This is a genomic window from Providencia hangzhouensis, assembly GCF_029193595.2.
In the GTDB taxonomy this organism is placed as follows: Bacteria; Pseudomonadota; Gammaproteobacteria; order Enterobacterales; family Enterobacteriaceae; genus Providencia; species Providencia hangzhouensis.
This window is the reverse complement of sequence record NZ_CP135052.1, coordinates 3,928,321-3,954,424: the sequence shown is the minus strand read 5'-3', so window position 1 is coordinate 3,954,424 and position 26,104 is coordinate 3,928,321. Positions and strand designations below refer to the sequence as shown.

The 26,104-nt window shown below is 41.6% G+C and carries 25 protein-coding genes; 19 read left to right on the top strand and 6 right to left on the bottom strand.

Features of this window, described 5'->3' with window-relative positions; translation table 11 throughout:
• The first annotated feature begins 22 nt into the window (after nucleotides 1-22).
• The 11 genes from PZ638_RS18080 to PZ638_RS18030 all read left to right on the top strand — a co-directional run bounded on the left by PZ638_RS18080 (nucleotide 23) and on the right by PZ638_RS18030 (nucleotide 8,131).
• Complete coding sequence (locus tag PZ638_RS18080; RefSeq protein WP_004259296.1) at nucleotides 23-775, top strand: fimbria/pilus periplasmic chaperone; 753 nt, start codon at nucleotides 23-25, stop codon at nucleotides 773-775.
• 13 nt (nucleotides 776-788) lie between these two features.
• Complete coding sequence (locus tag PZ638_RS18075) at nucleotides 789-1,370, top strand: fimbrial protein (protein WP_004259295.1); 582 nt, start codon at nucleotides 789-791, stop codon at nucleotides 1,368-1,370.
• Nucleotides 1,363-1,917 (top strand): fimbrial protein, encoded by a 555-nt coding sequence (locus PZ638_RS18070; RefSeq protein WP_004259293.1) that lies wholly within the window; start codon nucleotides 1,363-1,365, stop codon nucleotides 1,915-1,917. Before PZ638_RS18075 ends, PZ638_RS18070 begins: the two co-directional genes overlap by 8 nt.
• 10 nt (nucleotides 1,918-1,927) lie before the next feature.
• Nucleotides 1,928-2,413, top strand: a complete 486-nt coding sequence (locus tag PZ638_RS18065; RefSeq protein ID WP_036958061.1) for a fimbrial protein — start codon at nucleotides 1,928-1,930, stop codon at nucleotides 2,411-2,413.
• Complete coding sequence (locus PZ638_RS18060) at nucleotides 2,413-2,943, top strand: fimbrial protein (RefSeq protein WP_004259289.1); 531 nt, start codon at nucleotides 2,413-2,415, stop codon at nucleotides 2,941-2,943. Before PZ638_RS18065 ends, PZ638_RS18060 begins: the two co-directional genes overlap by 1 nt.
• Nucleotides 2,944-2,960: 17 nt before the next feature.
• A complete protein-coding gene (locus tag PZ638_RS18055) occupies nucleotides 2,961-3,803 on the top strand; it encodes an MrpH family fimbial adhesin (RefSeq protein ID WP_004259287.1) in 843 nt (280 codons plus the stop codon).
• 14 nt (nucleotides 3,804-3,817) lie between these two features.
• Entirely contained in the window at nucleotides 3,818-4,090 is a 273-nt protein-coding gene (locus PZ638_RS18050; protein WP_112307547.1) for a helix-turn-helix domain-containing protein, read from the top strand.
• 376 nt (nucleotides 4,091-4,466) lie between these two features.
• Complete coding sequence (locus PZ638_RS18045) at nucleotides 4,467-5,435, top strand: siderophore ABC transporter substrate-binding protein (protein ID WP_004259275.1); 969 nt, start codon at nucleotides 4,467-4,469, stop codon at nucleotides 5,433-5,435.
• Nucleotides 5,436-5,438: 3 nt separating this feature from the next.
• Nucleotides 5,439-6,401: an ABC transporter permease gene (locus tag PZ638_RS18040; RefSeq protein ID WP_112307546.1), complete on the top strand. Its 963-nt coding sequence runs from the start codon at nucleotides 5,439-5,441 to the stop codon at nucleotides 6,399-6,401.
• Nucleotides 6,388-7,371, top strand: coding sequence for an iron chelate uptake ABC transporter family permease subunit (locus PZ638_RS18035; RefSeq protein ID WP_004259269.1), 984 nt, complete (start codon nucleotides 6,388-6,390; stop codon nucleotides 7,369-7,371). Before PZ638_RS18040 ends, PZ638_RS18035 begins: the two co-directional genes overlap by 14 nt.
• 1 nt (nucleotide 7,372) lies before the next feature.
• Nucleotides 7,373-8,131 (top strand): iron ABC transporter ATP-binding protein, encoded by a 759-nt coding sequence (locus PZ638_RS18030; protein WP_144140549.1) that lies wholly within the window; start codon nucleotides 7,373-7,375, stop codon nucleotides 8,129-8,131.
• A gap of 350 nt (nucleotides 8,132-8,481) precedes the next feature.
• On the opposite strand, the gene PZ638_RS18025 is transcribed toward PZ638_RS18030, so the two are convergent.
• The 4 genes from PZ638_RS18025 to PZ638_RS18010 all read right to left on the bottom strand — a co-directional run bounded on the left by PZ638_RS18025 (nucleotide 8,482) and on the right by PZ638_RS18010 (nucleotide 13,813).
• Nucleotides 8,482-9,948, bottom strand: coding sequence for a hypothetical protein (locus PZ638_RS18025; RefSeq protein ID WP_144140547.1), 1,467 nt, complete (start codon nucleotides 9,946-9,948; stop codon nucleotides 8,482-8,484).
• A gap of 241 nt (nucleotides 9,949-10,189) precedes the next feature.
• The gene (locus PZ638_RS18020) at nucleotides 10,190-10,690 is read right to left on the bottom strand and encodes a RidA family protein (RefSeq protein ID WP_004259262.1); all 501 of its coding nucleotides are present in this window, start codon (nucleotides 10,688-10,690) and stop codon (nucleotides 10,190-10,192) included.
• 123 nt (nucleotides 10,691-10,813) lie between these two features.
• Nucleotides 10,814-12,232, bottom strand: coding sequence for an NAD(P)/FAD-dependent oxidoreductase (locus PZ638_RS18015; protein WP_004259261.1), 1,419 nt, complete (start codon nucleotides 12,230-12,232; stop codon nucleotides 10,814-10,816).
• Nucleotides 12,233-13,150: 918 nt separating this feature from the next.
• A complete protein-coding gene (locus tag PZ638_RS18010) occupies nucleotides 13,151-13,813 on the bottom strand; it encodes a DUF1028 domain-containing protein (protein WP_144140545.1) in 663 nt (220 codons plus the stop codon).
• Nucleotides 13,814-13,976: 163 nt separating this feature from the next.
• Between PZ638_RS18010 and PZ638_RS18005 the strand changes: the two genes are divergently transcribed.
• From PZ638_RS18005 to PZ638_RS17980, 6 genes are read left to right on the top strand one after another with little or no spacing between them, the layout of a single operon-like run.
• The gene (locus PZ638_RS18005) at nucleotides 13,977-15,536 is read left to right on the top strand and encodes an ABC transporter substrate-binding protein (protein ID WP_144140543.1); all 1,560 of its coding nucleotides are present in this window, start codon (nucleotides 13,977-13,979) and stop codon (nucleotides 15,534-15,536) included.
• A 51-nt stretch (nucleotides 15,537-15,587) separates the two neighbouring features.
• Nucleotides 15,588-16,535, top strand: coding sequence for an ABC transporter permease (locus PZ638_RS18000; protein ID WP_206277426.1), 948 nt, complete (start codon nucleotides 15,588-15,590; stop codon nucleotides 16,533-16,535).
• Nucleotides 16,532-18,346: a dipeptide/oligopeptide/nickel ABC transporter permease/ATP-binding protein gene (locus PZ638_RS17995; protein ID WP_094961595.1), complete on the top strand. Its 1,815-nt coding sequence runs from the start codon at nucleotides 16,532-16,534 to the stop codon at nucleotides 18,344-18,346. The genes PZ638_RS18000 and PZ638_RS17995 overlap by 4 nt, the downstream gene beginning before the upstream one ends.
• Nucleotides 18,346-19,149: an ABC transporter ATP-binding protein gene (locus PZ638_RS17990; RefSeq protein WP_206277427.1), complete on the top strand. Its 804-nt coding sequence runs from the start codon at nucleotides 18,346-18,348 to the stop codon at nucleotides 19,147-19,149. The genes PZ638_RS17995 and PZ638_RS17990 overlap by 1 nt, the downstream gene beginning before the upstream one ends.
• Nucleotides 19,150-19,179: 30 nt before the next feature.
• Nucleotides 19,180-19,950 (top strand): FadR/GntR family transcriptional regulator, encoded by a 771-nt coding sequence (locus PZ638_RS17985; RefSeq protein WP_004259240.1) that lies wholly within the window; start codon nucleotides 19,180-19,182, stop codon nucleotides 19,948-19,950.
• Between the two features lie 4 nt (nucleotides 19,951-19,954).
• Nucleotides 19,955-21,016: an osmoprotectant NAGGN system M42 family peptidase gene (locus tag PZ638_RS17980; RefSeq protein WP_036958059.1), complete on the top strand. Its 1,062-nt coding sequence runs from the start codon at nucleotides 19,955-19,957 to the stop codon at nucleotides 21,014-21,016.
• A 69-nt stretch (nucleotides 21,017-21,085) separates the two neighbouring features.
• Here PZ638_RS17980 and dsdA read toward each other — a convergent pair whose 3' ends face one another.
• Both dsdA and dsdX read right to left on the bottom strand, forming a co-directional pair.
• Entirely contained in the window at nucleotides 21,086-22,420 is a 1,335-nt protein-coding gene (dsdA, locus tag PZ638_RS17975) for a D-serine ammonia-lyase (RefSeq protein WP_206277428.1), read from the bottom strand.
• A 12-nt stretch (nucleotides 22,421-22,432) separates the two neighbouring features.
• Entirely contained in the window at nucleotides 22,433-23,770 is a 1,338-nt protein-coding gene (dsdX, locus tag PZ638_RS17970; RefSeq protein WP_094961591.1) for a D-serine transporter DsdX, read from the bottom strand.
• A gap of 217 nt (nucleotides 23,771-23,987) precedes the next feature.
• On the opposite strand from dsdX, the gene dsdC reads away from it, so the two are divergent.
• Together dsdC and PZ638_RS17960 are read left to right on the top strand one after the other, a co-directional pair.
• The gene (dsdC, locus tag PZ638_RS17965) at nucleotides 23,988-24,959 is read left to right on the top strand and encodes a DNA-binding transcriptional regulator DsdC (protein ID WP_004259232.1); all 972 of its coding nucleotides are present in this window, start codon (nucleotides 23,988-23,990) and stop codon (nucleotides 24,957-24,959) included.
• A 43-nt stretch (nucleotides 24,960-25,002) separates the two neighbouring features.
• A complete protein-coding gene (locus PZ638_RS17960; protein ID WP_094961590.1) occupies nucleotides 25,003-26,043 on the top strand; it encodes a LacI family DNA-binding transcriptional regulator in 1,041 nt (346 codons plus the stop codon).
• Nucleotides 26,044-26,104 lie beyond the last annotated feature (61 nt).

Sequence of the window (26,104 nt, the reverse complement as noted above, 5' to 3'; positions counted from 1 at the left end):
ATTTTATAAATAGTTGGTACTTATGAATATTAAAAAAATTGCATTTTTTACTACAACAATCACGTTATCTGCGGTGCTATGCGGGCAGGCTCTGGCTGCTATTGCACTTGATAGAACACGCGTTATTTATAATGGGACTGAAAAAACCATTAGCTTGAATATTAAGAATGAAAACACAGAATTACCTTATCTTGCGCAGGGTTGGATTGAAGACGCTAATGGTAACAAAATTGAAAGCCCACTCACGGTTTTACCACCAGTTCAACGTGTAGAACCAGGTGAAGGTAGCCAGGTTAAAATTCAATCTCTTCCTGATATCGCTACATTACCTCAGGACAGAGAAAGTGTTTATTACTTTAACTTACGAGAGATTCCACCACGTAGTAAAGAAGCTAACGTTTTACAGATTGCATTACAGACGCGTATTAAATTGTTTTATAGACCAAAAGCGTTATACGCCACTCGTACGGATTTAGAAAATCCATGGCAGGAAAAAATTACGTTAACGCGTAAAGGAGATGCCTACGAAATCACAAATCCAACTGCTTACTTTGTCACGATTGTGGATGCAAGTTCAAGAGTGGGTGGAGATACGGTGAAGCAATTTGAGCCTGTGATGATCTCACCAAAAAGTAACGGAATGCTTAAGGGTAGCGCAAGTGCCATGGGGGCAAAACCAGTTCTAACTTATATCAATGATTATGGTGGAAGGCCTAAATTGACGTTTGGTTGCGCCGGTACAACTTGCAAAGTTGAATCTTCGACGGACAGATAACGGAGAATAATGTATGAAAAGGACTCTCCAGTTCAGCACTATCTTATTTGGCTTAGTTCCAGTATTTACCTTTGGAATAAGTAGCTGGGATATTGATGGATTACACGGAACATTGACAGTAAATGGCATGATGACCGAGGCACCTTGTACGATGGATGTGACCAATTCAAAGCGCCAAGAAGTGTCTCTAGGGGAGATCCCTTCTTATTCACTCCGTAAACCTGGTGATAGAGCTGAGCCAGTGTCATTCGAATTAGAATTTAGGCACTGCATTCGTACGGAAAGTCGAATGAAAGACACTCGAACGGGTCGTGCACTATGGGATGCAATGCAACCGGTGATAACGGTTTCTTTTGTTGCCGTATCGGATAAGCATTTTCCAGAAATGTTAAGTGTAAAAGGTGTCTCTGGCGTGGCGTTAGAAGTGACGGATGCACAACGAGAAGATATCAGGCTAGGAAGTCGTGGTCGTCCACAATTTCTCGATGCACCGCAAGGCACACTTCAATATTTTGTAACGCCAGTGAGAACTCCCGAAAAACTGACGGAAGGAAGTTTCAGCGCCGTAATGGACTTTAAGGTGGATTATGAGTGATTTAAATAAGCAGCGGTACCTGCTGGCATCATGTCTCGCTGGAATATTTTTTACATCGGTTTCCTATGCAGGATTACCCGATTCGCGTATTAGCCCATCAGGAAGTACAAGGGCGACAATTACGCCAGGTATGATAACCGTACCGATTAAAGGGGTTGTTTTGGCACCACCACCTTGCAAAATTAATGGCGGAAATATAATCAAAGTTAATTTTGACGAAATCATGAGTACACGGATTGACGGTAACGCCTATGCAAAATCGATAAATTACAATATTGATTGTGAAAAAAGACCGACATCACAAATGAAAATGACGTTGGTTGGTATTCCTGCCTCCTTTGATAGTGGTGCGATTGAAACAGACATTCAAGGTTTAGGGATCGCTTTTCGTTATAACGGAAGCAAACTTCGATTAAACCAAGAAATTAAGTTTGTGTATCCAAATGCCCCTCAATTTGAAGCCATACCTGTTCGTGATTTATCCACAACATTAACAAAGGGTGGGGTTTTTCATGCGGGCGTCACTATCAAACTTGATTATCAGTGAGGGGAAAATAATGAAAAAAATAATGAAAAGACTTCCTCTGATAATGAGTTTGTTAGTTATACCTGTTAGCGCTGCGATGGCAAACGATGTGGAATTTACTGGAACCTTGTTACTTCCACCGCCTTGCACTGTTTTTGAAGATAAAGTTCACGTCATCGAATACAAAGACATTGGTTTACATAAGGTTGATGGCGTTAACTTTGCGAAACCGATTAATTACGCATTGAAGTGTGAAGAAAACTTAAAAGGTTGGGACTTAATGCTAACTATCAAAGGGACAGCAACAGATTTTGATAAGTCGGCACTGGAAACTAATGTTCGAGATCTTGGCATGCGTATTACCCAAAATGGCCTCGGTTTTGAAATTAATAAACCGTTAAAGATTAGCTATGGGCAACCACCTGTTTTAGAGGTTGTTCCTGTGAAAAGATTGGGAGTTACGTTGCCTGAAGGAGGCTTTGCCGCAACAGGGACATTGCTAGCGGAGTACCAATAATGAACAAACTAATTCAATGTGCAGTAGCTAGTGCCTTACTTATCAACGTTAGCACTGCTTTCGCTGTGCCTGATAATTTAAGGATTATCGGTAATTTAGTGGAGGAACCCTGCACTATTTTACCGGGTGATGAAAACATCCTGATGGAATTTTTTGATACACCAGAAAAAAACTTTTACGCCTATGGTGAAACTCCGCCTAAAGAGTTTGCGATTAAACTGGCCGACTGTGACACAACGATAGGCAAATTTGTGGAAGTGACGTTTTCAGGAACACCTAATCTTGCACTTCCTGGTTTTATTGCATTATCAACAGGTAGTGTTGCATCTGGTTTCGCAGTGGGGTTACAAAACTCAGATAAAACACCACTGGCTATTGACCAGAAAGGCTCGAAGTTAACGTTACAAGATGGTGCTAACCAATTGAGGTTCTATGCCTATTTAAAAGGTGAACCGGATGCTATTGCAAATAAGACAATAAAAGTAGGCCCTTACAGTGCTGTAGCAACATTTAAATTAGATTATGAATAATAAGGCTGTGAACTAATATGAAAGTATTTTTATCGCTATTAATTGGTGCAGTCATGTTTTCATCTACTGCATCAGCCTCTGTTTTTTCCTATATCACTGAATCAAAGCCCGGTAATAACCCAAATAATGGGGATGCAAACTATAAGTACGTCATTGCTCGCTGGGACCCTGAATTGCCAACTACGCGTAATCCTTGCTTTAGGTGGTCGAAATGCTATCTCACCATAAGCCATAAGCATACAGCTGCTGGAACACCAGGGGCGGCAACCGTCGAGTTGGCCGAAATTTCTAGGTATGAATACATGCGTGACGTTCAGAATATACCCGGTGTTTTGGCAAAGGCGACAGCTCCAGCAACACAGTGGGCTGTTCATACTGGGGTTAGGCTACAGAATAATCAGGAATGTGTGGGGCTGTTTTACCAAGATCGTACTGGGGTTACGAGTAACGGTGGGTTAATTCCCGGCTCATTATGTGGTATTGCGCCTCCACCGATTGGGGCTTGTAAGATTAACAATACGATCCCTGATATTAACTTTGGTTCGATTAGTGAAGCTGAACTTGCTGGTCAATCAAAACAAGTAAACATTAGTGTGACCTGTAACTTAGCGATGGATGTGCTAGTGATTGCCACAGGTGTTAACGTGACAAATGGCCGTGTTAATTTACGACCAGATAACAGTTTATACGCGAATTTGTATCTAGGTGGAAACGATACGCCAGGAGAAGCTGGTTACAGAATTCATGTGCCTGCTGGTGGAACAAATTCGGTAACCATGAAAGCTGTATTAGGTACTAATGGCCGAGTTCAAGCCGGTCAGTTTGAAGGTGCCGCAGCCCTTATTTTAACTGTGCCTTAATAAATGGTGAAAATATGTATTCAGAAAATGGCAGTGAAAAAATCCATTATATGGTAGGTCAGAGGATCTTAGAAAAGCGTAGAGAACTGGGGTATACAGGGTTTCAGTTAGCTCAGTTATTAGGTGTTAGTCAACAACAGATCTCACGCTATGAAAGAGGCAAAATCAAGATTGATTTGTTTCATTTGTTTAAACTTGCATTTTTGATGGGAACACCAATTGATTGGTTCCTTGAAGATATCAGCTCTCAGCTCAGTGAAAATGGGCGACTGGATGATTCGCAATAATAAGTCTTTAAATGGTTGTTAATGATAAATAGGTTGAGATGACGATTTTATGTCGCCTAACTGTAATAAAATTCGCTAAGCAAGCACGTACAGTAGAAAACTCAACCTATTTATTTTTGAATTAAGTGTCGTAACAAACTGCCAACCCTTTCTTTTATAGAGTTCTCCTCGTTTTTTTATCTCGCTCTTGCCTTTTAACACTTTAAAATTCATAGATTCAACGAATTAAATTGATGTTTTTGTGCGTTGCAACAACTTTTTAGTGAATGCAAATGCAAACTAATATCATTTGCGCTTGTTTGCGTGTAATATACGCTACATTGTGGATCACCAAATTTTATCATCAGTACTTTTATCGATGGACGGAGGAAATTAGATGTTTGCAAAATCATTAGTTTCGGGTATTGCGTTGTTATCTGCGTTAGTGTTAGCTGGTTGTGATAACGCAAAAGACACGACAGAAACAGCTCAAGTCGCAGAAAAACAAACTATCACAATAGAACATGCCCAAGGCAAAACTGAAATTCCTCGTCATCCGCAAAAAGTCATGGTGATGAACATGGAAACATTGGACATCATGGATGCACTCGGGGCACCAGTTGCCGGTGTTCCACAAACCAACGTTCACTTCCCTGAGTTCTTAACTAAATACAGTGGTTCTGAATACGTCAATGGCGGGACATTATTTGAACCTGCTTATGAAGCTTTAAGTAATGCTAAGCCTGACCTGATTTTAGGTGGTAGCCGTGCTCGTGATGCCTATGACAAACTCAGCGGTGTTGCACCAACTATTTCATTAGATATTGATAACAAAAACTTTATTGGTAGCTTAACTGAACGTACTAATGAACTTGGCGCGCTATTCGGTAAAGAAGAACAAGCCAAAAAACTGATTTCTGATTTCAATACTAAAATTGAAGGTATCAAAGCTAAAGCGCCGACTGCGGGTAAAGCGATGGTAATCTTAGTTAGTGGCGGTAAAATTTCTGCGTATGGACCAGGTTCTCGTTTCGGTTTTATCTTTGATGTATTAGGTTTTGAACCTGCTTATGTGTTTGAAGAAAACACGGGTCGCCACGGTAATATCGTTAATGCAGAATTACTGGTGAAATTAAACCCAGACTGGTTATTTGTTATCGACCGTGACAGCGCAATTGGCAAAACGGATGCACAGCCTGCTGCGGAAGTATTAGATAACGCATTAGTTAGAAAAACCGCTGCATGGGAAAAAGGCCAAATTACTTACCTTGACCCAACTGCAGTATATATTGCTGGTGGGATCCAAACTTATTCTCAGTTAATGGACGATATCAATACAGCATTAGAGAAGAGCCAAGCAAAATAACCGATGAAAACGCTTTATCTTTTTTGTGGAATTATCGCGTTATTTGTTTTAGCGGTATTAAGCTTGTTTATTGGAGCGGGTGACGTGTCACCCGTTTCGCTTTTCACCGACCCAGAGATGCAAGACATCTTTTTTATTAGCCGAATTCCCCGAACCGTCTCCTTGATTTTAGCTGGTAGCGCCATGAGTGTTGCTGGGCTAATCATGCAATTATTAACACAAAACCGTTTTGTTGAACCTTCCCTCGCAGGAACAACCCAGTCAGCCAGTTTAGGTTTATTGGTCGTCATGGTGCTTTTCCCAGCAGCAAGTATTATGACTAAAATGGTGGTGGCCAGCGGTTTTGCACTTCTTGGCACCATGTTGTTTATGGTGCTATTACGTCGTGTGATTTTAAAATCTGCCCTGATAGTTCCACTGGTGGGGATTATGTTAGGGGCAGTTATTAGCGCATTGACCATTTTTACCGCTTATTACTTCGACTTACTACAATCTCTTGGTGCATGGATGAGCGGTGACTTTTCTAGCATCATTCAAGGCCGATATGAACTTTTGTGGTTAGTGGGAATATTAACATTAATTGCTTGCTGGATTGCCGATAGCTTTACGGTGGCTGGTATGGGACGTGAGTTTTCAATTAATGTTGGCCTAAATTATCGCAAAGTGATGACCATTGGTTTATCGATTATCGCTTTAATCAGTGGCGTCGTGGTCGTGGTGGTCGGGGCATTACCTTTCCTAGGCTTAATTATTCCAAATCTCGTGAGCTTAGTGATGGGCGATAACATACGTAAAACCATCCCATGGATTTGTATTGCTGGTGGTGGCTTAGTTTTACTGTGTGACATTATTGGGCGCTTAATTCGCTATCCATTTGAAATCCCAGCAAGTGTGATTTTAGGTGTCGTTGGCGCGGTGATTTTTTTATATTTATTGTTGAAGCAACAACGTTATGCAAAAAGTTAATTCATCAATAGCGTTACCTAAAAAAGGGGTAACGCCGTTGCAAAGAATATGGATACTACTGGCACTATCGCTGCTATCCATTGTGCTTTATATGACGGTCAATTTGGGTAGCAATCTTGCTTATATTTTGCCGCATCGAGGCTATATTGTTCTCACCATGATTGTGGTAGCTTTCTCGGCTGGGGTTTCAACAGTTCTCTTTCAAACGATTGCTAATAATAAGATATTAACCCCATCTATCATGGGATTAGAAGCATTGTTTGTATTATTACAAACCATTTTTATCTTCTATAGTGAGAGTTTTCCATCCTCTTGGTTATTGAATATTGGTAAGTTTCTATTAGAGTCCACACTACTTGTACTGTTCTCTGTTCTGCTCTACCGCTGGTTATTTGTGTCAGTTAAAATGAATATCAACCTAGTATTGATGGTGGGTATCATTCTTGGCACATTATTTCGCAGCGTAGCGACATTGCTGCAGCGTTTAATGGACCCTAATGAATTTTCCATTTTACAAAGCCGGATGTTTGCCACCTTCACAAAGGGAACACCTGAGCTAATTCTATTCACATTAATGATCACGGCAGTCGTAGGTGTCCTATTGTGGCGCATGCGTTATTGTTTTGATGTTATCGCGTTAGGGCAAGCCAATGCGGTGAATCTAGGGATTAATTATCGCCAGCAAGTCACTGTCATTTTGTTGCTTATTTCAATATTAGTTGCAGTTTCTACAGCATTAGTTGGGCCTTTAACATTCTTAGGTTTGATGGTCGCGAATTTAGCTTATTTAGTGGCTGGCAGTAGCCAGCACCGCTATTTGCTACCCGTTTCCTTTCTACTTGGTGTCATTGCGTTGATTGGTGGGCAGTTGATTCTAGAATATGGCTTAAATATGGCTGGGACATTATCAGTTGTTATCGAATTTGTCGGCGGTATTTTCTTTATTTATATGGTGTTAAGAAGGTTTTAGTATGATTGAAATTAGTCAGATATCGAAAAGTTATCAGGATACTAAAGTCTTAGATAACGTAACAACAACAATTAAAAATAGCGGTATTACCTCAATCATCGGGCCTAATGGTGCAGGTAAATCAACACTGTTGTCGATAATTGGGCGCTTGTTACAGCCTGATTACGGTGGTTACGTCAAAGTGAATGATTTAGACGTATCGACAACACCGAGTGATAAATTAGCGAAATGTTTGTCAGTTTTACGCCAAGAAAATCAATTTGCCAGCCGTTTAACAGTCGAGGAATTGGTTGGTTTTGGGCGTTACCCATACACTAAAGGCCGTTTAACCATTGACGATAAAAAGAAAATTGATGAGTCACTCTCTTTTCTAAATTTGTCAGATTTACGTCACCGTTATTTAGATGAATTATCGGGTGGCCAACGCCAACGGGCTTATGTCGCAATGGTTTTATGTCAAGATACAGAATATGTTTTACTTGATGAGCCATTGAATAACCTGGATATGAAACATGCGGTGATCATGATGAAACTGCTGCGTAAAGCGGCAGATGAGCTAGGCAAAACCATTATCTTAGTAATCCACGATATAAATTTCGCTTCCGTTTATTCGGACTATATTGTCGCTCTGAGAAACGGTCGCCTGTCTTATCACGGTAAGCCAGAAGAGATCATGAAATCTGACATTATTGAGGATATTTTTGATACTCCGGTTGATATTAAACGGGTGGATGATCAGTATATTGCTCTCTACTACTAAATTTTCGTCATCCTTCGAGCTGTAGCGGTGTTGGCTACGCTCAGCTACTCGGGTCACATACTTTTGTATGCTCCCCGAGATATCTTCTCTTGCCGCCTTGCTACAGTTCGAATGATTTAGAAAATTAAATGGTTATCATCCTTCGAGCTGTAGCGGTGTTGGCTACGTTCAGCTACTCCGGGTCACATACTTTTGTATGCTCCCCGAGATATCTTCTCTTGCCGCCTTGCTACAGTTCGAATGATTTAGAAAATTAAATGGTTATCATAGTTTGAGCTGTAGCGGTGTTGGCTACAACCTAAATGAATGGGAATATTACCGAATAGAAGACCGTTAGTGGCAGAATGAATTCATTGCGGTGAAATTTCAATGTCTTCATCGGTTGTCAGTAAATCTAGTGATTGCAACACTTCTAAGCGTTTTATCCCATCGGCATTAACCACTAAACGCGCCAGCTCATTGTAGGTTTTTTTGTTAATTGTGACACGGCGGCAAAGGTAAATATGGTAGACCTTTTCACCAATGATTGTAGGTTCATCATCATTTACAGTGAGTTCTTCATAGCTAATATCGATATATTTTAGAAAATCTGAAATATTAAAGCGTGTGATATCAGCAATTGATGATTGGTTTTTTTCAAACACCGAATGGCGGTTATGAAGCAATACATCTTTGCGGTAATACAGGATATCTTCCATACGTTGGACATTAACTAAATTAACCCAATGGGATTTTTGTCGCATTTCACGGATATCAGGGGAGAGCATGTTTTCACTGATGAAGCGAAAAGACTCTTTGCATAGCCCGACAGGGGCCTTAACACCTTCACGATAAATACGTAGCTGTCTATCCGGGATCCACTTTTGGAAAACGCGATAGAGTTGCTCACGACCGATTTCTTTCAGCCTATCTTTGAAAATATAGCCAATAACCATAGCTAAAAATAAATTTGCACTCAATGCGCCATATTTTCCTTGCCAAAGAAAGGCGATTAACGTGGCAAAAATCATTGAGATTGCTGCAGCGATACCATAAATGGAGTGCAATAATAATGGCAACCCACGTTTATGGCGGATCTCTAAGTAAAGGTAGCGATTGATGTATTTTTTCAATAAATTGCGACGATATGTCACTAATTCGGCATCAGTTTCATCACTGGGAAAACAATCAGGGTATTGTTTCTTTAGGTAACGCATTTCTTGATACCAAAAATGACGGATTTCTTCACGTAACGGTATTTGCTTCTCAGCTAATAAATCACGCAAATAATTCATGGTGTAGTAGGTCATAAATTCGTCGCAATAAGAAAATGCATTTGAGCGAATGCTTTCTTCAATTTTTCCCGCCAGTGGCGCTAACGCCCGATAAACCCCGAGGCATTTCGCCATGTTCGCCATAAACTCGGTTAAGTATTCATCTGTTTGTCGTTGGGCGTTTTGGCTTATCATTTTGACATTAATTCGTACCGTGCGCTTAAAGGTTAAAGCATAGCGTTTTAACTTGTTCTCATACTCGTCCAATGAGGGTGGGTTTAATGGGTCACATTGTTCTAACCAGCGTTTTAAGTCATCTAATTCGCCATTTTCTTCTGGTAAAGCTGAAAGCTTAACCGTGGGTGGGCTTAAGCGGATATAGTTTTTGAGGCTACGTTGAAGGCTTGATGGCGTGTATAGATCAGGGTTGACTTGCAATGATGATGGAAGAAAGAAAAAACTTTCGACCTGATAGCGGATCTCTTTTGATTTACGAGGCAATAGAACTTTTTGTTTGATTTCAAACTGTTTTTTACCGTGGATCTTGAGAGACTCTTTAATCATATATTGCCTTATTTGATGCGATGACTCATTTTTACCCTAATGATTGCAGTGCTAATGATTGCAGTGCTAATGATTGCAGCATAGCACGTTTATTTATTGAAGAACTTTAAGCAATAGCATACAGGAAGCAATAATGACAGTCTGTGAGGGAATGTTGAAAGATGTGGCAATTAAGAAGTGTTATTATAACGAGGCACATTGCTATGCCTCATTATCGTTTAGCTATTCGTTATTGAATAACTTATTTTTTTGCAGCAGGGCGTACCGCTGTCACTTCTATTTCTACTCTCCAAGCTGGGTTAGCCAGTTTAGCGACTTGGAAGGTAGAACGAGCTGGCAGATTAGTAATTTTCTCAGACTCATAGAACTTATTGTAACCGGCCATGAAGCCAGCGAAGTCCATAGTACCTTGAGTTTCTTCACCACCAACTAAAAATACTTGCATTTTAACAACGTCATTCATTGTCAAACCCATACCTTCGAGGTTAGCTTGGATTTGTTTTAATACGTTGATTGTTTGTGCTTCGGTATTACCATAAGACTCTAAAACGCCTTCTTTAGCGTCTGCAGAGATTTTAGAAGGAACTTTTCCGCTTAGGAAAATGAGGTTGCCCGCATTGATTTCTACTGATTCAGAGATAGGGAATCCTTTCACTGGAACGCGTTTAACATCATCAGCTGCATTCGCACTTGCTACACCTAAAATCAAAGGCAGAGAAAGCAATAAAGTTTTATAGCGCATGTAAACTCCTTAACATTATCAAAGTAAATAGGATCTATTAATTTTATCAAAAATTAAACTTTCATTTAACTTTAAACTATTCGCTAATAGATCCACAGTAAAAATCGTTATTTTCCCCGTTTTTTAGTTAAAACGAGAAAGTTTATACGGCGTAGGGTCGATAAATGGTGTTTCACCCATTAACAACTCAGCCGTTAATCGACCAGATGCAGGGCTTTCTGTCATACCCCAGCCTGTAGCGGTGTTGATGACCAGACCTGGATACTGCTCGATGGTTGAAATAATTGGAATTTCATCATCCGTTGGTGCAACAGTACCACCCCAACGCTCAACCACTTTAGACTCTTTAAATACTGGGAACTCTTTTCTCAGTCTTTCTAGAACGCCATCTAAGTGTTCATTGTTTGGTGTATTTGTTGCCGTACGGAACTCTTCGAATGGTGTCTTCTCGTCTAAATTCCAAGATGTTGCCATCATGAAGGAGTTGAATAAGTCTTTACCAAGAGAGAATTCTAATGGTAATTCACCGCCACCTAATACATGTAGGAATCTTGGGCCTAACAGGAAGCTGTCTTTAACGATAGAGCTGGTAAAGATACGTGGTGCAACAGCATAAGTCCCATCAGCTTGTTCACGGAAGTGAATACCGTTAGGTAAGTGTACGTTACCTTTTGGTGCACCTGGTACGCCAGTAATACGTTGTTGTGACAGATAAACGTTTAGTGTTGGAACGTCAATACCTAAGTTACCCATGAACAGACGCGACCAAATACCCCCCGTCAGAACAACACGAGACGTTTTGATTGCACCTTTTTCAGTGACAACATCAGAAATTTTGCCGCCTGCAGTTTCAATACCACGTACTGCACAATTAGTGTAGATGCGAATACCGATTGATTTAGCGTAGTTTGCCATCGTTGGCGTAACAACTTCTGGGTCAAGGCTACCAGAGTCTTCTTCAAAACCACCAATTTTCCATGGGGTTTGCGCATCAACCAGACGATTAGCCAGTTCAGTACCTTCAATCATACGGGTACGTAAAGGCGTATCGAAACCTGGGTTTTCAGATGCAGACTTAATCCACGCTCTTGAAATTTCTAAATCTTCTTCGCTTGAAGGCACTTCAACGCGGCCTTGAACACGGTAGCTGGTATCAGCACCGATTTTTTCGTTCATACCGAGCCATTGAATTTTCCCATAGTGGTGTAAAGGGAAAATAGCTGGAGAGGTTTTGTAGCTGATGATTTGGCTATATGCACGGCCTGATTGCTCACCGCCCACAACACCTTTTTCACAGATAACAACATTAAGACCTTTCTCTGCAAGGTTAATTGCGGTCATGATCCCTTGAAGGCCAGCACCGATGATGACTGCATCCGCAGACTCTGGTAATTTGCCTTCTGTACCAGCAACAGCGGGTACGCGTGATTTAGTCGATTCAAAACGACCTTCACGATTGATCATAGGAACAACCGCAGCACCTCCTGCTAGAACACCAGCAGCACCAACCCCTAATAATAGCTTTCTTCTCGAGATTTTCATCTATAACCTCAATAACAATCTTGTTTTTTATATAGTAAATAATTTCAAATTGAGATAATGATCTTATCATATATTTTGTAATTGTTAAGTGGCGGTAGCATTTGTTAATAAAGGTCATTGAAATGAAATGCGACGTAAATTGATCTACTCAGTGCTGTAAAGGCTTTGTAGGTGATTACTTTATTTTAGAGATATAAGAATTAATATTTTTTTAATGTTAATGTCATTAAAAGTGTACAGGTGTAAATATGAAAATTTAGCTTAAAGGCAATAATTGATGAGGGGGTCAAAGAGGGAGATTAATATTTCACCATAGATGAAAATTCTGAATATCCCTTAAGTTCTAAAATTGGGAAATTAATATATAAATGAGTTTTAAATGTACTTTTTGAGCTATTTTTGTTCATTTGATTATTAATCATCCATTTGTTAAGGCTTGCAGTATTTAACCGTATTTAATATTGATTGGCTAGGTTGCATAAATATTGTCCACTAGGTTAGCTGGAGAGATGTTTTATAACCAATTGATAATAAATGTTATTTTGTTTCTGTGGTGAAGCGCCTAAACAAAAATAAATAACCTAGTCTTTATTAAGGTTAATTATCGTAATCATTTATGAGATAGAATTAGATAAATTTAAAGCAATAGATGTTTTTCATTATTTTTAATGTTGTTAAAAATAACCACTTATTTTCTGATGGCAACGAATAGTAAAAAGTAATAGGACGTATGACAAGAGTGAATAATTAAGATTAAGTAATGAATGATAAATTGAATAATAAGCTAAACTGGCTTTAATGATAAAAAATACAGAGTTATTCATGCAGTTAATAATATTTTCATAAATAGTTACTTTTACTTCAGGTACACATCATTCAGTTATTTTACTTTATTAGTCGATATGCACCATGATAGCTTCACTTATTAGCGATATATTCATTTCCTGTGGGGATTTGCGCGAAAAAATTAGCATAATCCTCGGAGCGAACCTGTTGAAGGATGGTTTCAAGCGCTGATAGCGGTGCTTCTGACCAATCGCAGCGAATATCAATGTCTGCGTATTGCCGGTCATTCCATACTTTTAATGCAGCGGAGCGGATGCCTCGATAATCACCACCTTCATCGGCACCAGCTTGCATGGCAATAAGTAATCGATCAGCCAGATCTTGATGAGCATTTTTATGATAGCTTCGATGAATAGCATCCAAAACTTGTTCACTAGCTAACATATTTCCAGCAATGGCTAAGTTGGGTTCCGATAGACTTCCACACCAAGGTAAGCAATATTGACCTGTCCAATCAGCTGTATCACCATAGTTATCCATAATAATTAATTGTCGCCGTTCACAGTCAATATCTTCCTTAACCAGATGATTTAAGCTTTTATTCGCATTATGGCCTTGCTGCAAATATTCAATACCTGTTAAGCCAGCAATGGGGTTGGTCATTGCTTGAGTTGCGATTGCCCCCGTTTGGCTTTTGCCATGTAAGACCAATGCACCAACCGCAGGGCCACCTGTTGCCGTCGCTGCACCTATTTTTCCTGTCAATGGGCAGCGCGCCACAATTGAAAATGTCATTTTACACCTCATAAATTAGACCTTGATCAAATTTATCATTATAAATTCTTGCTTGAAATATAATTTATCATCATAAATAAAGAAAAAGATAAAATTATTAACAAAATTGACACAAATCACACTTCACAATCATATAGCAATGTCAGCACTCAGGGGGAAGCAAATGAAAATGCGTTTATGTGGGTGGATAGCCAGTTTTTGGCTTTTATGCTTTATTTCGCTACCGACATTGGCAGTGAACCATCCTGATGTCTTGTTATTAGGGCAAGTTGCTGAGCCGCAGTCATTAGACCCACAAGTGGCAACCGCTGCGAATGATTCTCGAATTTTGGTTAACTTGTACGAAGGGTTAGTTCGCAATGCGGATGGTACATTAACGCTTGAACCTGCTTTAGCCCAATCATGGTCTGTTAGTGATGATGGTCTCACATATACTTTCCATTTACGCGAGAATATAAAATTTCATGATGGCAGCCCATTCAATGCGGATGCAGTCAAATTCACATTTGAACGAATGTTGGATAACCAGCACCCGTACTACCATACAGGGCCATTCCCATTATCATTTTTCTTTTCTGCAATAGACAAGATAGAAACTCCAGATGATAAAACGGTGGTGTTTACCTTAAAAGAACCGTTTGCCCCGTTTTTATCGAACTTAGCGACACCAGCAGGGCTGATTGTTTCACCCGCAGCAGTAAAGAAATATGACAAAGACTTTAGCCGGCACCCTAGCGGAACAGGTCCCTTCAAGTTTGATGAGTGGACCGCAAACCAAAGGGTGGTCGTATCCGCTAATGAAGACTATTGGGATGGTAAACCCAGTTTAAAACATGTTGTTTTTCGGCCTATCACTGACGCCAATACTCGGGTAGCCGAAATGTTATCGGGGGGAATTGATGCCATGGTGGAAGTCCCTGCTGATAACGTCCCATTATTTGTTAATGACAACCGCTTTCATGTTTATGAAGCCGTAGGGCCTCATGTTTGGTATGCCATGCTCAATGCGTCTCAGCCACCGTTTGATGATGTGCGTGTGAGGCAAGCCGTTAACTATGCGGTAAATAAAGACAATATTGTGAAATACATTCTTCAGAACTCTGCGGGGGTAGCACAAGGACCAATCCCATCGGCATTTGATTGGGCATTTGATGCAGAAACCAAGGCTTATCCTTATGACCCTGAAAAAGCACGCCAATTAATAGCAGAAGCAGGGGCTCAAGGGCAAAAAGTTATTTTTTATGTCACGGAAGGGGGCTCAGGGATGCTAGACCCGATCCCCATGGCGACAGCCATTCAAGCAGACCTGAAAGCGGTTGGGCTATCTGTCGAAATTCAAACCTTTGAATGGAATACTTACCTATCAAAGGTCAATGCAGGTCTAAAACAAGCGCATATGGCCGAAATGGCGTGGATGACGAATGACCCAGATACTTTACCCTTTTTAACCTTACATAGCGCTTCTTGGCCGGATAAAGGCGGGTTCAATTCTGGTTATTACAGTAACAAGCAGCTCGATAGGTTATTAGACAAAGCTCGAGTCACCAATAATCTCGAGGAGCGCGCCCAGTTATATCGGCAAGTACAAAAAATTGTTCATCAAGATGCCCCTTGGTTATTTGTGGCGAATTGGAAGCAAAATGCGGTCGCTAATGAGCATGTTAAACATTTCAAATTGCAGCCTAACTTTAACTTATTACTTAAAGACGTTCGTAAAGATTGATTAATGTGAATTGAATATTCAATTAATCTTTTGATTTTATGGGGAAAAACTATGTGGTTATACTGTTTGAAACGCATTTTAGCGACCATACCCATACTGATTGGTTTGACGTTAATTGTCTTTTTTATCATGGCAATGATCCCTGGAGACCCTGCTCAAGCGCTGCTTGGCCCTTGGGCGACTCCTGAAAATGTGGCTAGAGTAAAAACAGAGCTTGGGTTGGATAAGCCGTTATATCAGCAATATTTTATTTGGATGCATAATTTAATTTCGGGTGACTTTGGCCGTTCATTTGTTCTTAACCGGCCTGTCGTTGATGAAGTTTTAGAGCGATTTTCTGCCACATTAATTTTGGGCGGAAGTGCGTTGTTACTGAGTTCAGTTTTAGGGTTACTGGCCGGAGTCCTTTCCTCCATTCGCCAATTCAGTTGGAGTGACCGATTTATTACACTTGCTGTTTTATTGGGTATCTCAATGCCATCTTTTTGGATCGGCTTATTGATGATTATGCTTTTTTCTGTTCAATTACAATGGTTTCCGGCATCAGGAATGTACGATATTTGGCAAGGCGGTGGCCTGAGCGATTTATTGCATCACCTTGTTTTACCCGCAGTGACGCTTTCATTAGTCGCGACAGGGGTGATAGCGCGTTTGACGCGCACAGCAATGTTAGAGGTACTGCGACTTGATTTTATTCGTACCGCAAGAGCAAAAGGCTTGAGTGAGCGCAAAGTGATTTTTCGCCATGCATTTCGCATGGCACTGGTTTCCGTTATCCCAGTCATTGGTATCCAAGCGGGCTTTGTTTTTGGTGGTGCGGTGTACATTGAAACCGTTTTTCAGTGGCCGGGGCTAGGCGCCATGTTAGTGAAGGCTGTGGCAACCCGTGACTTGTTTTTAGTTCAAGGGGGCGTATTGATTGCAGCAGCGTCCTATGTCTTTATCAATTTACTTGCGGATGTTGCGCAAGCCATGTTAGACCCGAGGTTGAAATCATGAGCCAGTCAGTGACCCCTGTTATTCAGCATCGTCATCGCCAATCGATTGGCTCATTATTACTGGCGAACCGTTTAGCAACTTTGGGCTTATTTACGTTATCTATCATTATGCTCTTGGCATTTTTAGCGCCTTGGCTACCTCTTGCTAATCCTGATGAAACAGATTTAGTTAATCGGCTACTTCCCGCTTTTTCATCTGGCCATTTATTAGGTACTGACCATTTAGGGCGAGATATTTTGTCTCGATTGCTGTGGGGAACGCGAGTATCCCTATTGGTCGGTATTTCCGCAACACTAATTGCGGCAATATTCGGCACCCTAATTGGCTTGGTAGCTGGGTATGTAGGCCATCGTACTGATACATTATTGATGCGTTGTATTGATATGCTAATGGCATTTCCATACATTTTATTAGCCTTAGCGATTGTAGCGGTACTTGGGCCAGGGCTACTCAATGCGTTGTATGCTATCGCATTAGTGAATATTCCCTTTTTTGCTAGGAATATTCGTGGGTTAACGGTGGGTTTACGTGATAGAGATTTTATACAAGCTGCAAGGTTGTCAGGTAAAAACCACCTACAAGTCCTATTAACGGAAGTGTTACCGAATGTCTTGCCAATCATTGTGGTTACCATGTCAACGACCATTGGCTGGATGATCTTAGAGACGGCAGGCTTGTCATTTTTAGGGCTAGGTACTCAACCACCGAATGCAGATTTAGGTTCAATGCTAGGGCAAGGGCGCGCACAAATGTTTGTTGCTCCTCATGTGGCATTGGTACCTGGTATTATGATCTTTCTTATTGTGATTAGTTTTAACCTGTTAGGGGATGGCGTGCGTGACATTCTTGATCCCCGGTTAAAATCAGGAGCCTTACAGCGATCACAACCGATGACACAGACTGACAGAGTTAATATTCCTGCGAAAACGGGAGGCGAACAAGTGGTATTAGAAGTCAAAGACTTGTCGGTCGCTTTTCGCCAAGGAAATCAATTACGCCCAACGGTAAAAGGGATCAGTTTTACCGTTGGTGCGGGGGAATGTTTAGGGCTAATTGGAGAAAGCGGTTCGGGTAAGAGTGTTACGGCTTTATCTGTAATGGGGTTGCTTGCATCGCCTCCTGCGTTGGTTACCGCTGGTGGTATTTATGTAGAACATGAAGAAATGTTGTCATTACCGTTATCTGTTATGCAGCGCCGTCGCGGTGCGAAGGTATCCTATATTTTCCAAGACCCGCTGACGACACTCCATCCGCAATTTACCATAGGTGTGCAATTGCGTGAGGCCATTACCGCTCACCAATCGTTGTCATTCTATGAGGCGAAAAATAAAGCCATTGAATTATTGGATAGCGTTGGGATCCCAGATGCGCAGGAGCGTTTTGATGCCTACCCCCATGAGCTTTCAGGCGGGCAGCGCCAGCGGGTAGGGATAGCGATGGCATTGGCTAATGATCCTGTGTTGATTATTGCCGACGAGCCGACCACCGCATTAGATGTTACGGTGCAGGCGCGTATTTTAGAGTTACTCAACCAACTACGCCGTGAACGCGGTGTTGCACTCTTATTTATTACCCATGATTTCGCGGTTATTAACCAAATTTGCGACCGTGTTGCCGTCATGCAGCAAGGTGAGATAGTTGAAACAGGGGAGACACAAACGGTATTACGCCAGCCTCAGCATCCTTATACACAACGCCTGATCGCCAGTGTCCCTAAATTAGGGGAAGGGCGTGGATTTTTAAAACAAGTCCAACAACTTTATGGTCATCAGCCCAATGGTGATGATTTAACATCGGCTCAGGAGGTTTAATGAAAAAAGTGATTGAGGTTAATCAGTTGGTGAAAACCTTCGGGCAGCCAAGAAGCCTATTTCACCCTCGAGGGCGCCAAGTTCACGCACTAAAAAATATTTCATTATCGCTCTATGAAGGTGAAACCCTTGCTGTTGTAGGGGAGAGTGGCTCAGGAAAAAGTACCTTAGCGCGTATTTTAGTTGGGTTGGAGCGTGAAACCTCGGGGGAAATTACGGTATTAGGGCAAACTCGTGCCGAATGGCTGCAACAAGGTTCACGTGCATTTGGGCAAGCCGTTCAGTATGTTTTTCAAGACCCGGTTGCTTCTTTGAACCCCCGTAAAACGATAGGCGAGACATTAACGGTTCCATTGAAATACTTAAAGCACATGAACACATCACAAAGAGCGAAGCGTTTGGCGGAATTACTCGAAGCCGTCAATATGCCAATCGACGCTTTAGCTTGCTATCCTCATGAGTTTTCAGGAGGGCAGGCACAGCGGTTAGCGATTGCGAGAGCATTAGCTGCGGATGCACGAATATTGGTACTTGATGAACCCGTTAGTGCGCTGGATGTTTCGGTACAAGCGCAAGTTTTATTGTTATTAGAACAACTTAAACAACAGTTTTCATTATCGTATTTATTTATTAGCCATGATTTGGCGGTAGTGGAGTCGATTGCAGATAGAGTTGCCATACTCTATTTAGGGGATTTGCTAGAATGTCGAGATACCCGCAGCTTATTTGCCGCACCGGAGCATGAATATACGCGAAATTTATTGGCAAGTGCCCCACGAATTCGTGTTGATTCAGTCGATTAGAAACTTATTTAAACCAGTTGAGAAGCTAATATGAGCACCAATAAGCCAATGACGATAGAGTCAGTGCGTATTAAACGTACTGATGAAATCGTCAATGCGATAAAAGAAACCATTATGGCCAATAACCTCATACCCGGTGACCGTTTGCCACAAGAAAAAGAGTTAATTGAACATTATAACGCTAGCAAAAGCACTGTGAGAGAAGCATTAAAGTCATTGGAAGTTCAAGGGTTAATTAAAACAAAAACTGGGCCTGGTGGTGGCGCGTTTATTGATTCAATGACTGAAGCGCGAGCGATGAGTTTGTTATCGAACTATTTATTTACGCGGGATATATCAATCAAGGATATTTATACGTTACGTAAATTATTAGAACCGGTGGTAGCAGTCAGTGCCATTGATAATATCGATAACGCAGGAATTCAAAAGCTGTACGATACCATCGCCATTTATGACCATGAGCCCGTAGATGAAAATGAACGCTGGCAGCAACGAATGGCAGAACTGGATTTTCATGCGGTGGTCGCCAGCTATTCCGATAACGTTTTATTAGTGTTTATCTGCCATTTTTTACAACGCTTACTCAAAGACTTAGCCGTTTGTCAGGACATTTATTTAAAACCTGAGCCTGTCGACAGGCGCCAAGGCATCGAATACCAATATCAATTAATCGAGGCTTTACGCCGTAAAGATGCCGCTAAAGTTCAATCGGTAATGGAAGCACATATGGCTTATGCAGAACAAGCCATGTTAGCTCTACAAGCCACATTACAAGAACGTTTCTTAAGTGAAGATAGGTAATATAATGATAGATAAAGTATATCTGACCTCTGTATTAAAAACATTATTATGCACACCTAGCCCTGTAGGGATGACTGAACAAGCCGTTGCGCAAACTCACCAATGGTTGTCGGAGTTGGGGTTTACACCAAAATACACACGCCGCGGGGTGCTCTATATCACACTCGGTTCTGAAGAACCTAAACGTGCATTAGCCGCACACCTTGATACATTAGGGGCGATGGTGACACAACTCAAACCGAATGGGCGTTTGGCACTGCGTAATACAGGCACATGGGCAGCCCGTTTTGCGGAAGGTGCAAGGGTGACAGTATTTAGTGATGATCACCAATATCGTGGGACAATTTTGCCATTAAAAGCCTCAGGGCACCGTTTTAATACTGAGGTAGATACCCAAGTAGCCGATTGGGATAATTTAGAAATTCGCCTTGATGCCCCCTGTTATAACTTTGCTGATTTGCAATCCCATGGCTTAAACGTCGGTGATATTGTTGCAGTGGATGCTCAACCCGAATTCATTGATAACGGTTTTATTGTATCGCGTCATTTGGATGATAAAGCCGGATGTGCAGTGATGTTAGCCGCATTAAAATCACTGGTGGATGACGGTATTGTGCCAGCGGTATCTTGCCAAATGATGTTCACGATTTCAGAAGAGGTCGGTATCGGAGGCACCCACGGTTTTGGTCCGCAAGTTCAAGAGTTATTGGCGATTGATAACTCCGTTTCTGCGCCAGACCAAACCACAAGGGATGACGCCCTCACCTTAGCTTTTCGCGACAGAACCGGCCCGTTTGATTTAGCAATTACGCGGCATTTATTACAATTATGCCAGCAGTATGATATTCCTCACGTCCGCGATACGTTTAAACATTATCGTTCGGATAGTGCTGCAGCAATTGATGCAGGATGGGATATTCGTGCGGCTTTAGCATGTTTCGCACTAGATAGCTCCCACGGTTGGGAAAGGACTCATTTGGACTCATTAGTCGCGCTCGCGACTTTAGTGAGACGCTATATTGAAAGTGATTTAGTCCCATTACCGGGGCAATCATTGCAAAACTAATAATTTGCGGCTGATGGTAAAAAGCCCTCATATCATTTAACGTGAGGAGGGCTTTGAACATGTTAATTGTTAACTTAGATTGGCTTGTGATAAATATTTTTGCATCTCATCTGCGGGTACCATACCGCCACCTGTTGCCCATACCAGATGTGTTGCGTTGGCCAGTTGCTTAGGCGTGAGTGATTTGGATTGCAAATAATCTGTGTTTTGCGTGACATGCACACTGCCAGTCATACCCGCCAAGGCCGAAGGCTCTAATTTAATAGATTCGGTCTGGTTGAGTAAGCCTAACAGGTTATACATTTCGCTATCATCGATAGTGTAATAACCATCAATCAACCGCTCCATCGCGCGCCCCACAAAACCGGATGCGCGGCCAACGGCAAGGCCATCAGCGGCAGTGATATTATCGATACCAATCTCTTGAACTGACACGCCATCATGTAACCCGGTATGTACTCCTAACAACATACAAGGTGAATGCGTTGGTTCTGCAAATAAGCAATGGGCGGCATCCCCAAAGGCGAGTTTTAACCCGAAAGCAACGCCACCGGGGCCACCACCAACACCACAAGGTAAATAGACAAATAGCGGGTGGTCGTTATCCACTGTAATCCCTTGCTCTACAAATTGTTTTTTTAGACGAAGGCCTGCGACGGCATAGCCAAGAAATAGGGTCGTGGAGTTTTCATCATCAATAAAAAAGCAGTTTGGGTCTTTTTCTGCTTCTTTACGGCCTTGTTCAACGGCGATGCTGTAATCTTGCTCATATTCCACAACATTTACACCATGTGAACGCAATTTGTCTTTTTTCCATTGTCTGGCATCTGCGGACATATGCACGCTGACGCTAAAGCCAAGTTTAGCGCTCATAATGCCGATGGACATGCCAAGGTTACCGGTTGAGCCCACCGCGATGCGGTATTGGCTAAAGAATTGACGAAATTGTTCAGAGATTAAAATCTCATAATTATCATCTGTTGATAATAAACCTGCTGCTAAAGCCAATTTTTCTGCATGGGTTAAAACCTCATAGATGCCTCCGCGGGCTTTGATTGAGCCTGAAATTGGTAGGTGGCTATCTTTTTTCAGTAACATTTTCCCTGTTATTGGCGTTTGATACCGTTTTTCCAGCGCGGCCTGCATGTTGGGAATATCGATAACTTCAGATTCAATAATCCCTTGTGTCGCTTGAGTTTCTGGAAACGCTTTCATCAAATAAGGCGCAAAGCGGTTTAAGCGCGCTTCTGCATCTTGAACATCTTCAATGGTTAGCCCGACATAAGGCAAACCCGCTTGCGTCGTCGTGACCTTTGGGTTGAACCACGCAATTTGCTTTAAATCGATTAAGTCCTGAACTAAAGGGTAGTCAGCAATTAACTTATCAACATTTATCTGAGTCATAATTACTCTCTTTTAAATCACAAATGAAAGTGCAAAAGTCCCGGCCAGCGCGACGAAAGACGCAATCAACGTGGCGACACTATAAAAACGGAATGTTTCGGCTAAAGTCGCATTACAGTACTGTTTGACTAACCAGAACAATGAATCAGTGACGATAGTGCAGCCAATTGCGCCTGAGCCAATGGCTAATGTCATAATTTCTGGGCTAATGTGTGGGTACATTGGCATTAGCGGAGCAACAATCGCCGTTGCGCCCATCATCGCAACGGTGGCAGAACCGACAGCGGCATGAAGAATAATGGCGACTAGCCAAGCCAGTAAAATTGGGTGCATATCAATACCAGATAACACCATCGCTAAGGAATCGCTCAGTCCACTGCCTTTTAAGATACCGTTAAATGCCCCGCCCGCACCGATAATCAATAAAATATTAGCGATTGAGCTAAAACTCTCTTCGGTTTTGCTGAGTAATACGCTCATACCCATGTTACGTCGGATCCCTAACATGTAATAAGCGACAAAAGCGGCAATAAACATAGCGGTTATTGGGTTACCAATAAACTGTAAGAGGGTAAATAACTGGCTATCTTTGCTCATGTTCAAGTCAGCGGCAGTCTTGATTAACATGAGGGCAATTGGCAATAACACCGTGAACAGTGTCGCACCTAAAGAAGGTAAGTCTTTTTCTTCACGTACCTCAAGATCTGAGAACGCTTCTGGCACAGTTTTAAACGGTAAGCGGTCACCTAAGAATTTGAGGAACAGTGGCCCGCCGACTAATGATGCGACTAGGCCTACGGCTAACCCTGCAACAATCACCGTACCAATATCAGCACCTAATTCATTTGTGACAAATAGAGCAGCAGGGTGTGGCGGTACGATGCAATGGACGGCCATCAGCGCAGTACACAATGGGATCGCTAACTTTAATAATGAAGTATTGGTTCTTTTGGCAATGGAAAATGCGAGTGGGATCAGTAACACCACACCGACCTCAACAAACAGGGTGATACCGCAGATTAACCCAATGAGTACCATGGTGACATCGGGAGTCAACCAACGGCTTTTTTGTAATGTCACCCCAATTCGCTCTGCTGCCCCGGAGATTTCCATCATTTTTCCAAGAATAGTTCCTAGCCCGATAATGGCAGCTAAGAAACCAAGTGTACCCCCAATGCCATTTTCGATAGCGTTGACCATCTCCAATGGATTCATTTGCATGGAGATACCGACAAAGAAGCTGGCGAGTAAAAGTGCTAAAAAGGGATGAAACTTAAATTTAATAATTGAAACGATGATTAGTAAAATACTGATAACTAAAGTACCAATCATCCACATTGTAGAGTCCATATCCTACCTCTGATCATCTTGTTATTGTTTTTCTATTGGATAATAAATATTCAGTGGTGACAAACGATGAAACACGAGCTTTAGATGAATTAAATTAACTCAAAGGTGTGATATTAGTCATATAAAACGGAGAGTAGCGTCTTTGGGTCATCTAAATTCATCTTAAAAAGGGTATTGTAGAAATCATTGAGTATCGTTGTTTTTATTGGAGGCGTTGATGTCAGAAAATTTCAATCAATTTGAGCAATCTGGATTTATTCAATGGAATAAACGGCTATCAAGTTATCAGCTATCGCGCCTACATACCTTTGAAGCAGCAGCACGGCATAGCTCTTTTGCATTAGCGGCACAGGAGTTGGCATTAACACCCAGTGCAGTTAGCCACCGAATTAATACGTTAGAAGGGGAGTTAGGTTTTAAATTATTTGAGCGTTTTCATCGGCGTATTGAGCTGACGATTGATGGTGAGCGAATTTATTGGGCACTACGCAAAAATTTGGATGATATTAACCAAGAAATTATTGATATCAAAAACCAAGAAATCTCGGGTGAACTTACGGTGTATTCACGACCATCCATCGCCCAGTGCTGGTTAATTCCCAAAATTGCGGATTTTGCTAACCAATATCCCTCAATTCAGTTAAATCTATTAACGGGCAACGATGACGTTAACTTTCGTGGCTATGGCATTGATATTGCTATTTATTATGATGATATCACTCGGCCCAATTTATATTGTGAAGATTTAATGTCAGAGTCAATTGTTCCGGTCTGTAGCCCGCAATATGCTAAACAACATGATTTGCTTAATAATATTCATCAATTGAAAAATTGTACTTTGCTACATGATAGACAAGCTTGGAGCAGTAACTCTGATTATGATGAATGGAAGGCGTGGAGTGAACATTACCAATTAACCTTGTTTCCTCATCGCCGAAACCTATGCTTTGATCGCTCTGATTTAGCGATTGTTGCCGCAATGAACCATGCCGGTGTGGCGATGGGACGTAAACAATTGGTTGAAAAACGCTTAAAGCGCCAAGAACTAGTAATGCCATTTGGTGATATTTCGCTGAAGTGCCAACAGCGCCACTATTTTGCGATGCTAAATGATAAACGAAACCCGAAGGCGGATATTTTTATTCAATGGTTAAAACAGCAAGTTAACGCAATACCACAAGTAAAATGATGCTTATTCGAGTAAGATAACCTCTTGGTGATGTTTCTAGAGAATGGAAAAACCTGAAGCTATGGCCCCGAAAACGCAAAAAGTTGCCACGATCAAAGATGTCGCTGCCAAAGCTCAGGCAGGGAAAACCAGTATCTCACGTTATTTGAATGGTGAATTTCATTTGCTTTCTGATAATTTACGTCAACGCATTGAAAGCGCCATTCGTGAATTAAACTATCGCCCAAACCAAATGGCGCGCAGCTTGAAACATGGGCGGACAGGCTTGATTGGCTTGATTATTGCCGATATTGGTAATCCATTCTCTGTTGAAGTATTAAAAGGGGTAGAAGCCGAGTCAATCAAACAAGGTTTCATGACCGTGGTTTGCAATGCAGATAACAGCATTGAGCGTGAATGCCAATTTATTCAATTGCTAAAAGGTTACCGCGTTGATGGGCTTATCATAAATTCAGCGGGTGTTAACGAACAATTCATTGAAGTGCTGAAAGAAACCACCCTACCTTTCGTCTTGTTAGATAGAAAAATCGACAATTTTCCCAGTGACATGGTGGGGCTAGATAACCCCGCTTCTGCACAAATGGCCTTTAATCATCTGATTGAACAAGGGTTTGAAGCGATTTGCTTCGTGACTGAGCCCATTGTGTATAACAGCGCACGCCAAGAGCGCTTACAGACCTTTCAAGCGTTATCGCAGAGCCATCAACATATCCAAAGCGAATTTCATGAAGTGACCTTGCCTGACCCTGCAAAATTAGAGGCCATTGTTGCCGATTTTTGTACTGCACATCGTGGTATGCGCAAAGTGATTGTTGCCGCTAATGGAGTGCTCACTTTGCAGTTGGCATATGTCATGAATAAACAAGGGTTACGTTGGGGAACGGATATTGGCTTTTTGAGTTTCGATAACCTCGAATGGGCGGCATTGGCTGGGCAAGGGGTAACCTCAGTGTCTCAGCCGACAGCGGAAATGGGGCATAAAGCGGTGGAGTGCTTATTGGAAAAACTTGAAAACCCAGATAAGCCACCAATGCAATATTTATTTAATGGGGAATTGCTGATCCGAAAATCGACGACATTGTAGTCTTTGGGGCTAAGTTATTCGGTTCTTAAAATTTCGTTACTATTTCTCAATTTGGCTTAAG

Bases quoted from the DNA above. Each gene is read 5' to 3' on its own strand.
- PZ638_RS18075 (WP_004259295.1), top strand. From the start codon at position 789: ATGAAAAGGACTCTCCAGTTCAGCACTATCTTATTTGGCTTAGTTCCA.
- PZ638_RS18010 (WP_144140545.1), bottom strand. From the start codon at position 13,813: ATGACATTTTCAATTGTGGCGCGCTGCCCATTGACAGGAAAAATAGGT.
- PZ638_RS18045 (WP_004259275.1), top strand. From the start codon at position 4,467: ATGTTTGCAAAATCATTAGTTTCGGGTATTGCGTTGTTATCTGCGTTA.
- PZ638_RS18000 (WP_206277426.1), top strand. From the start codon at position 15,588: ATGTGGTTATACTGTTTGAAACGCATTTTAGCGACCATACCCATACTG.
- PZ638_RS18020 (WP_004259262.1), bottom strand. From the start codon at position 10,690: ATGCGCTATAAAACTTTATTGCTTTCTCTGCCTTTGATTTTAGGTGTA.
- PZ638_RS18050 (WP_112307547.1), top strand. From the start codon at position 3,818: ATGTATTCAGAAAATGGCAGTGAAAAAATCCATTATATGGTAGGTCAG.
- PZ638_RS18065 (WP_036958061.1), top strand. From the start codon at position 1,928: ATGAAAAAAATAATGAAAAGACTTCCTCTGATAATGAGTTTGTTAGTT.
- PZ638_RS17985 (WP_004259240.1), top strand. From the start codon at position 19,180: ATGAGCACCAATAAGCCAATGACGATAGAGTCAGTGCGTATTAAACGT.
- PZ638_RS18035 (WP_004259269.1), top strand. From the start codon at position 6,388: ATGCAAAAAGTTAATTCATCAATAGCGTTACCTAAAAAAGGGGTAACG.
- PZ638_RS18040 (WP_112307546.1), top strand. From the start codon at position 5,439: ATGAAAACGCTTTATCTTTTTTGTGGAATTATCGCGTTATTTGTTTTA.
- PZ638_RS18015 (WP_004259261.1), bottom strand. From the start codon at position 12,232: ATGAAAATCTCGAGAAGAAAGCTATTATTAGGGGTTGGTGCTGCTGGT.
- PZ638_RS18080 (WP_004259296.1), top strand. From the start codon at position 23: ATGAATATTAAAAAAATTGCATTTTTTACTACAACAATCACGTTATCT.
- PZ638_RS18030 (WP_144140549.1), top strand. From the start codon at position 7,373: ATGATTGAAATTAGTCAGATATCGAAAAGTTATCAGGATACTAAAGTC.
- PZ638_RS17995 (WP_094961595.1), top strand. From the start codon at position 16,532: ATGAGCCAGTCAGTGACCCCTGTTATTCAGCATCGTCATCGCCAATCG.
- PZ638_RS17960 (WP_094961590.1), top strand. From the start codon at position 25,003: ATGGAAAAACCTGAAGCTATGGCCCCGAAAACGCAAAAAGTTGCCACG.
- PZ638_RS18025 (WP_144140547.1), bottom strand. From the start codon at position 9,948: ATGATTAAAGAGTCTCTCAAGATCCACGGTAAAAAACAGTTTGAAATC.
- PZ638_RS17990 (WP_206277427.1), top strand. From the start codon at position 18,346: ATGAAAAAAGTGATTGAGGTTAATCAGTTGGTGAAAACCTTCGGGCAG.
- PZ638_RS18060 (WP_004259289.1), top strand. From the start codon at position 2,413: ATGAACAAACTAATTCAATGTGCAGTAGCTAGTGCCTTACTTATCAAC.
- PZ638_RS18005 (WP_144140543.1), top strand. From the start codon at position 13,977: ATGAAAATGCGTTTATGTGGGTGGATAGCCAGTTTTTGGCTTTTATGC.
- dsdA (WP_206277428.1), bottom strand. From the start codon at position 22,420: ATGACTCAGATAAATGTTGATAAGTTAATTGCTGACTACCCTTTAGTT.
- PZ638_RS17980 (WP_036958059.1), top strand. From the start codon at position 19,955: ATGATAGATAAAGTATATCTGACCTCTGTATTAAAAACATTATTATGC.
- PZ638_RS18055 (WP_004259287.1), top strand. From the start codon at position 2,961: ATGAAAGTATTTTTATCGCTATTAATTGGTGCAGTCATGTTTTCATCT.
- PZ638_RS18070 (WP_004259293.1), top strand. From the start codon at position 1,363: ATGAGTGATTTAAATAAGCAGCGGTACCTGCTGGCATCATGTCTCGCT.
- dsdX (WP_094961591.1), bottom strand. From the start codon at position 23,770: ATGGACTCTACAATGTGGATGATTGGTACTTTAGTTATCAGTATTTTA.
- dsdC (WP_004259232.1), top strand. From the start codon at position 23,988: ATGTCAGAAAATTTCAATCAATTTGAGCAATCTGGATTTATTCAATGG.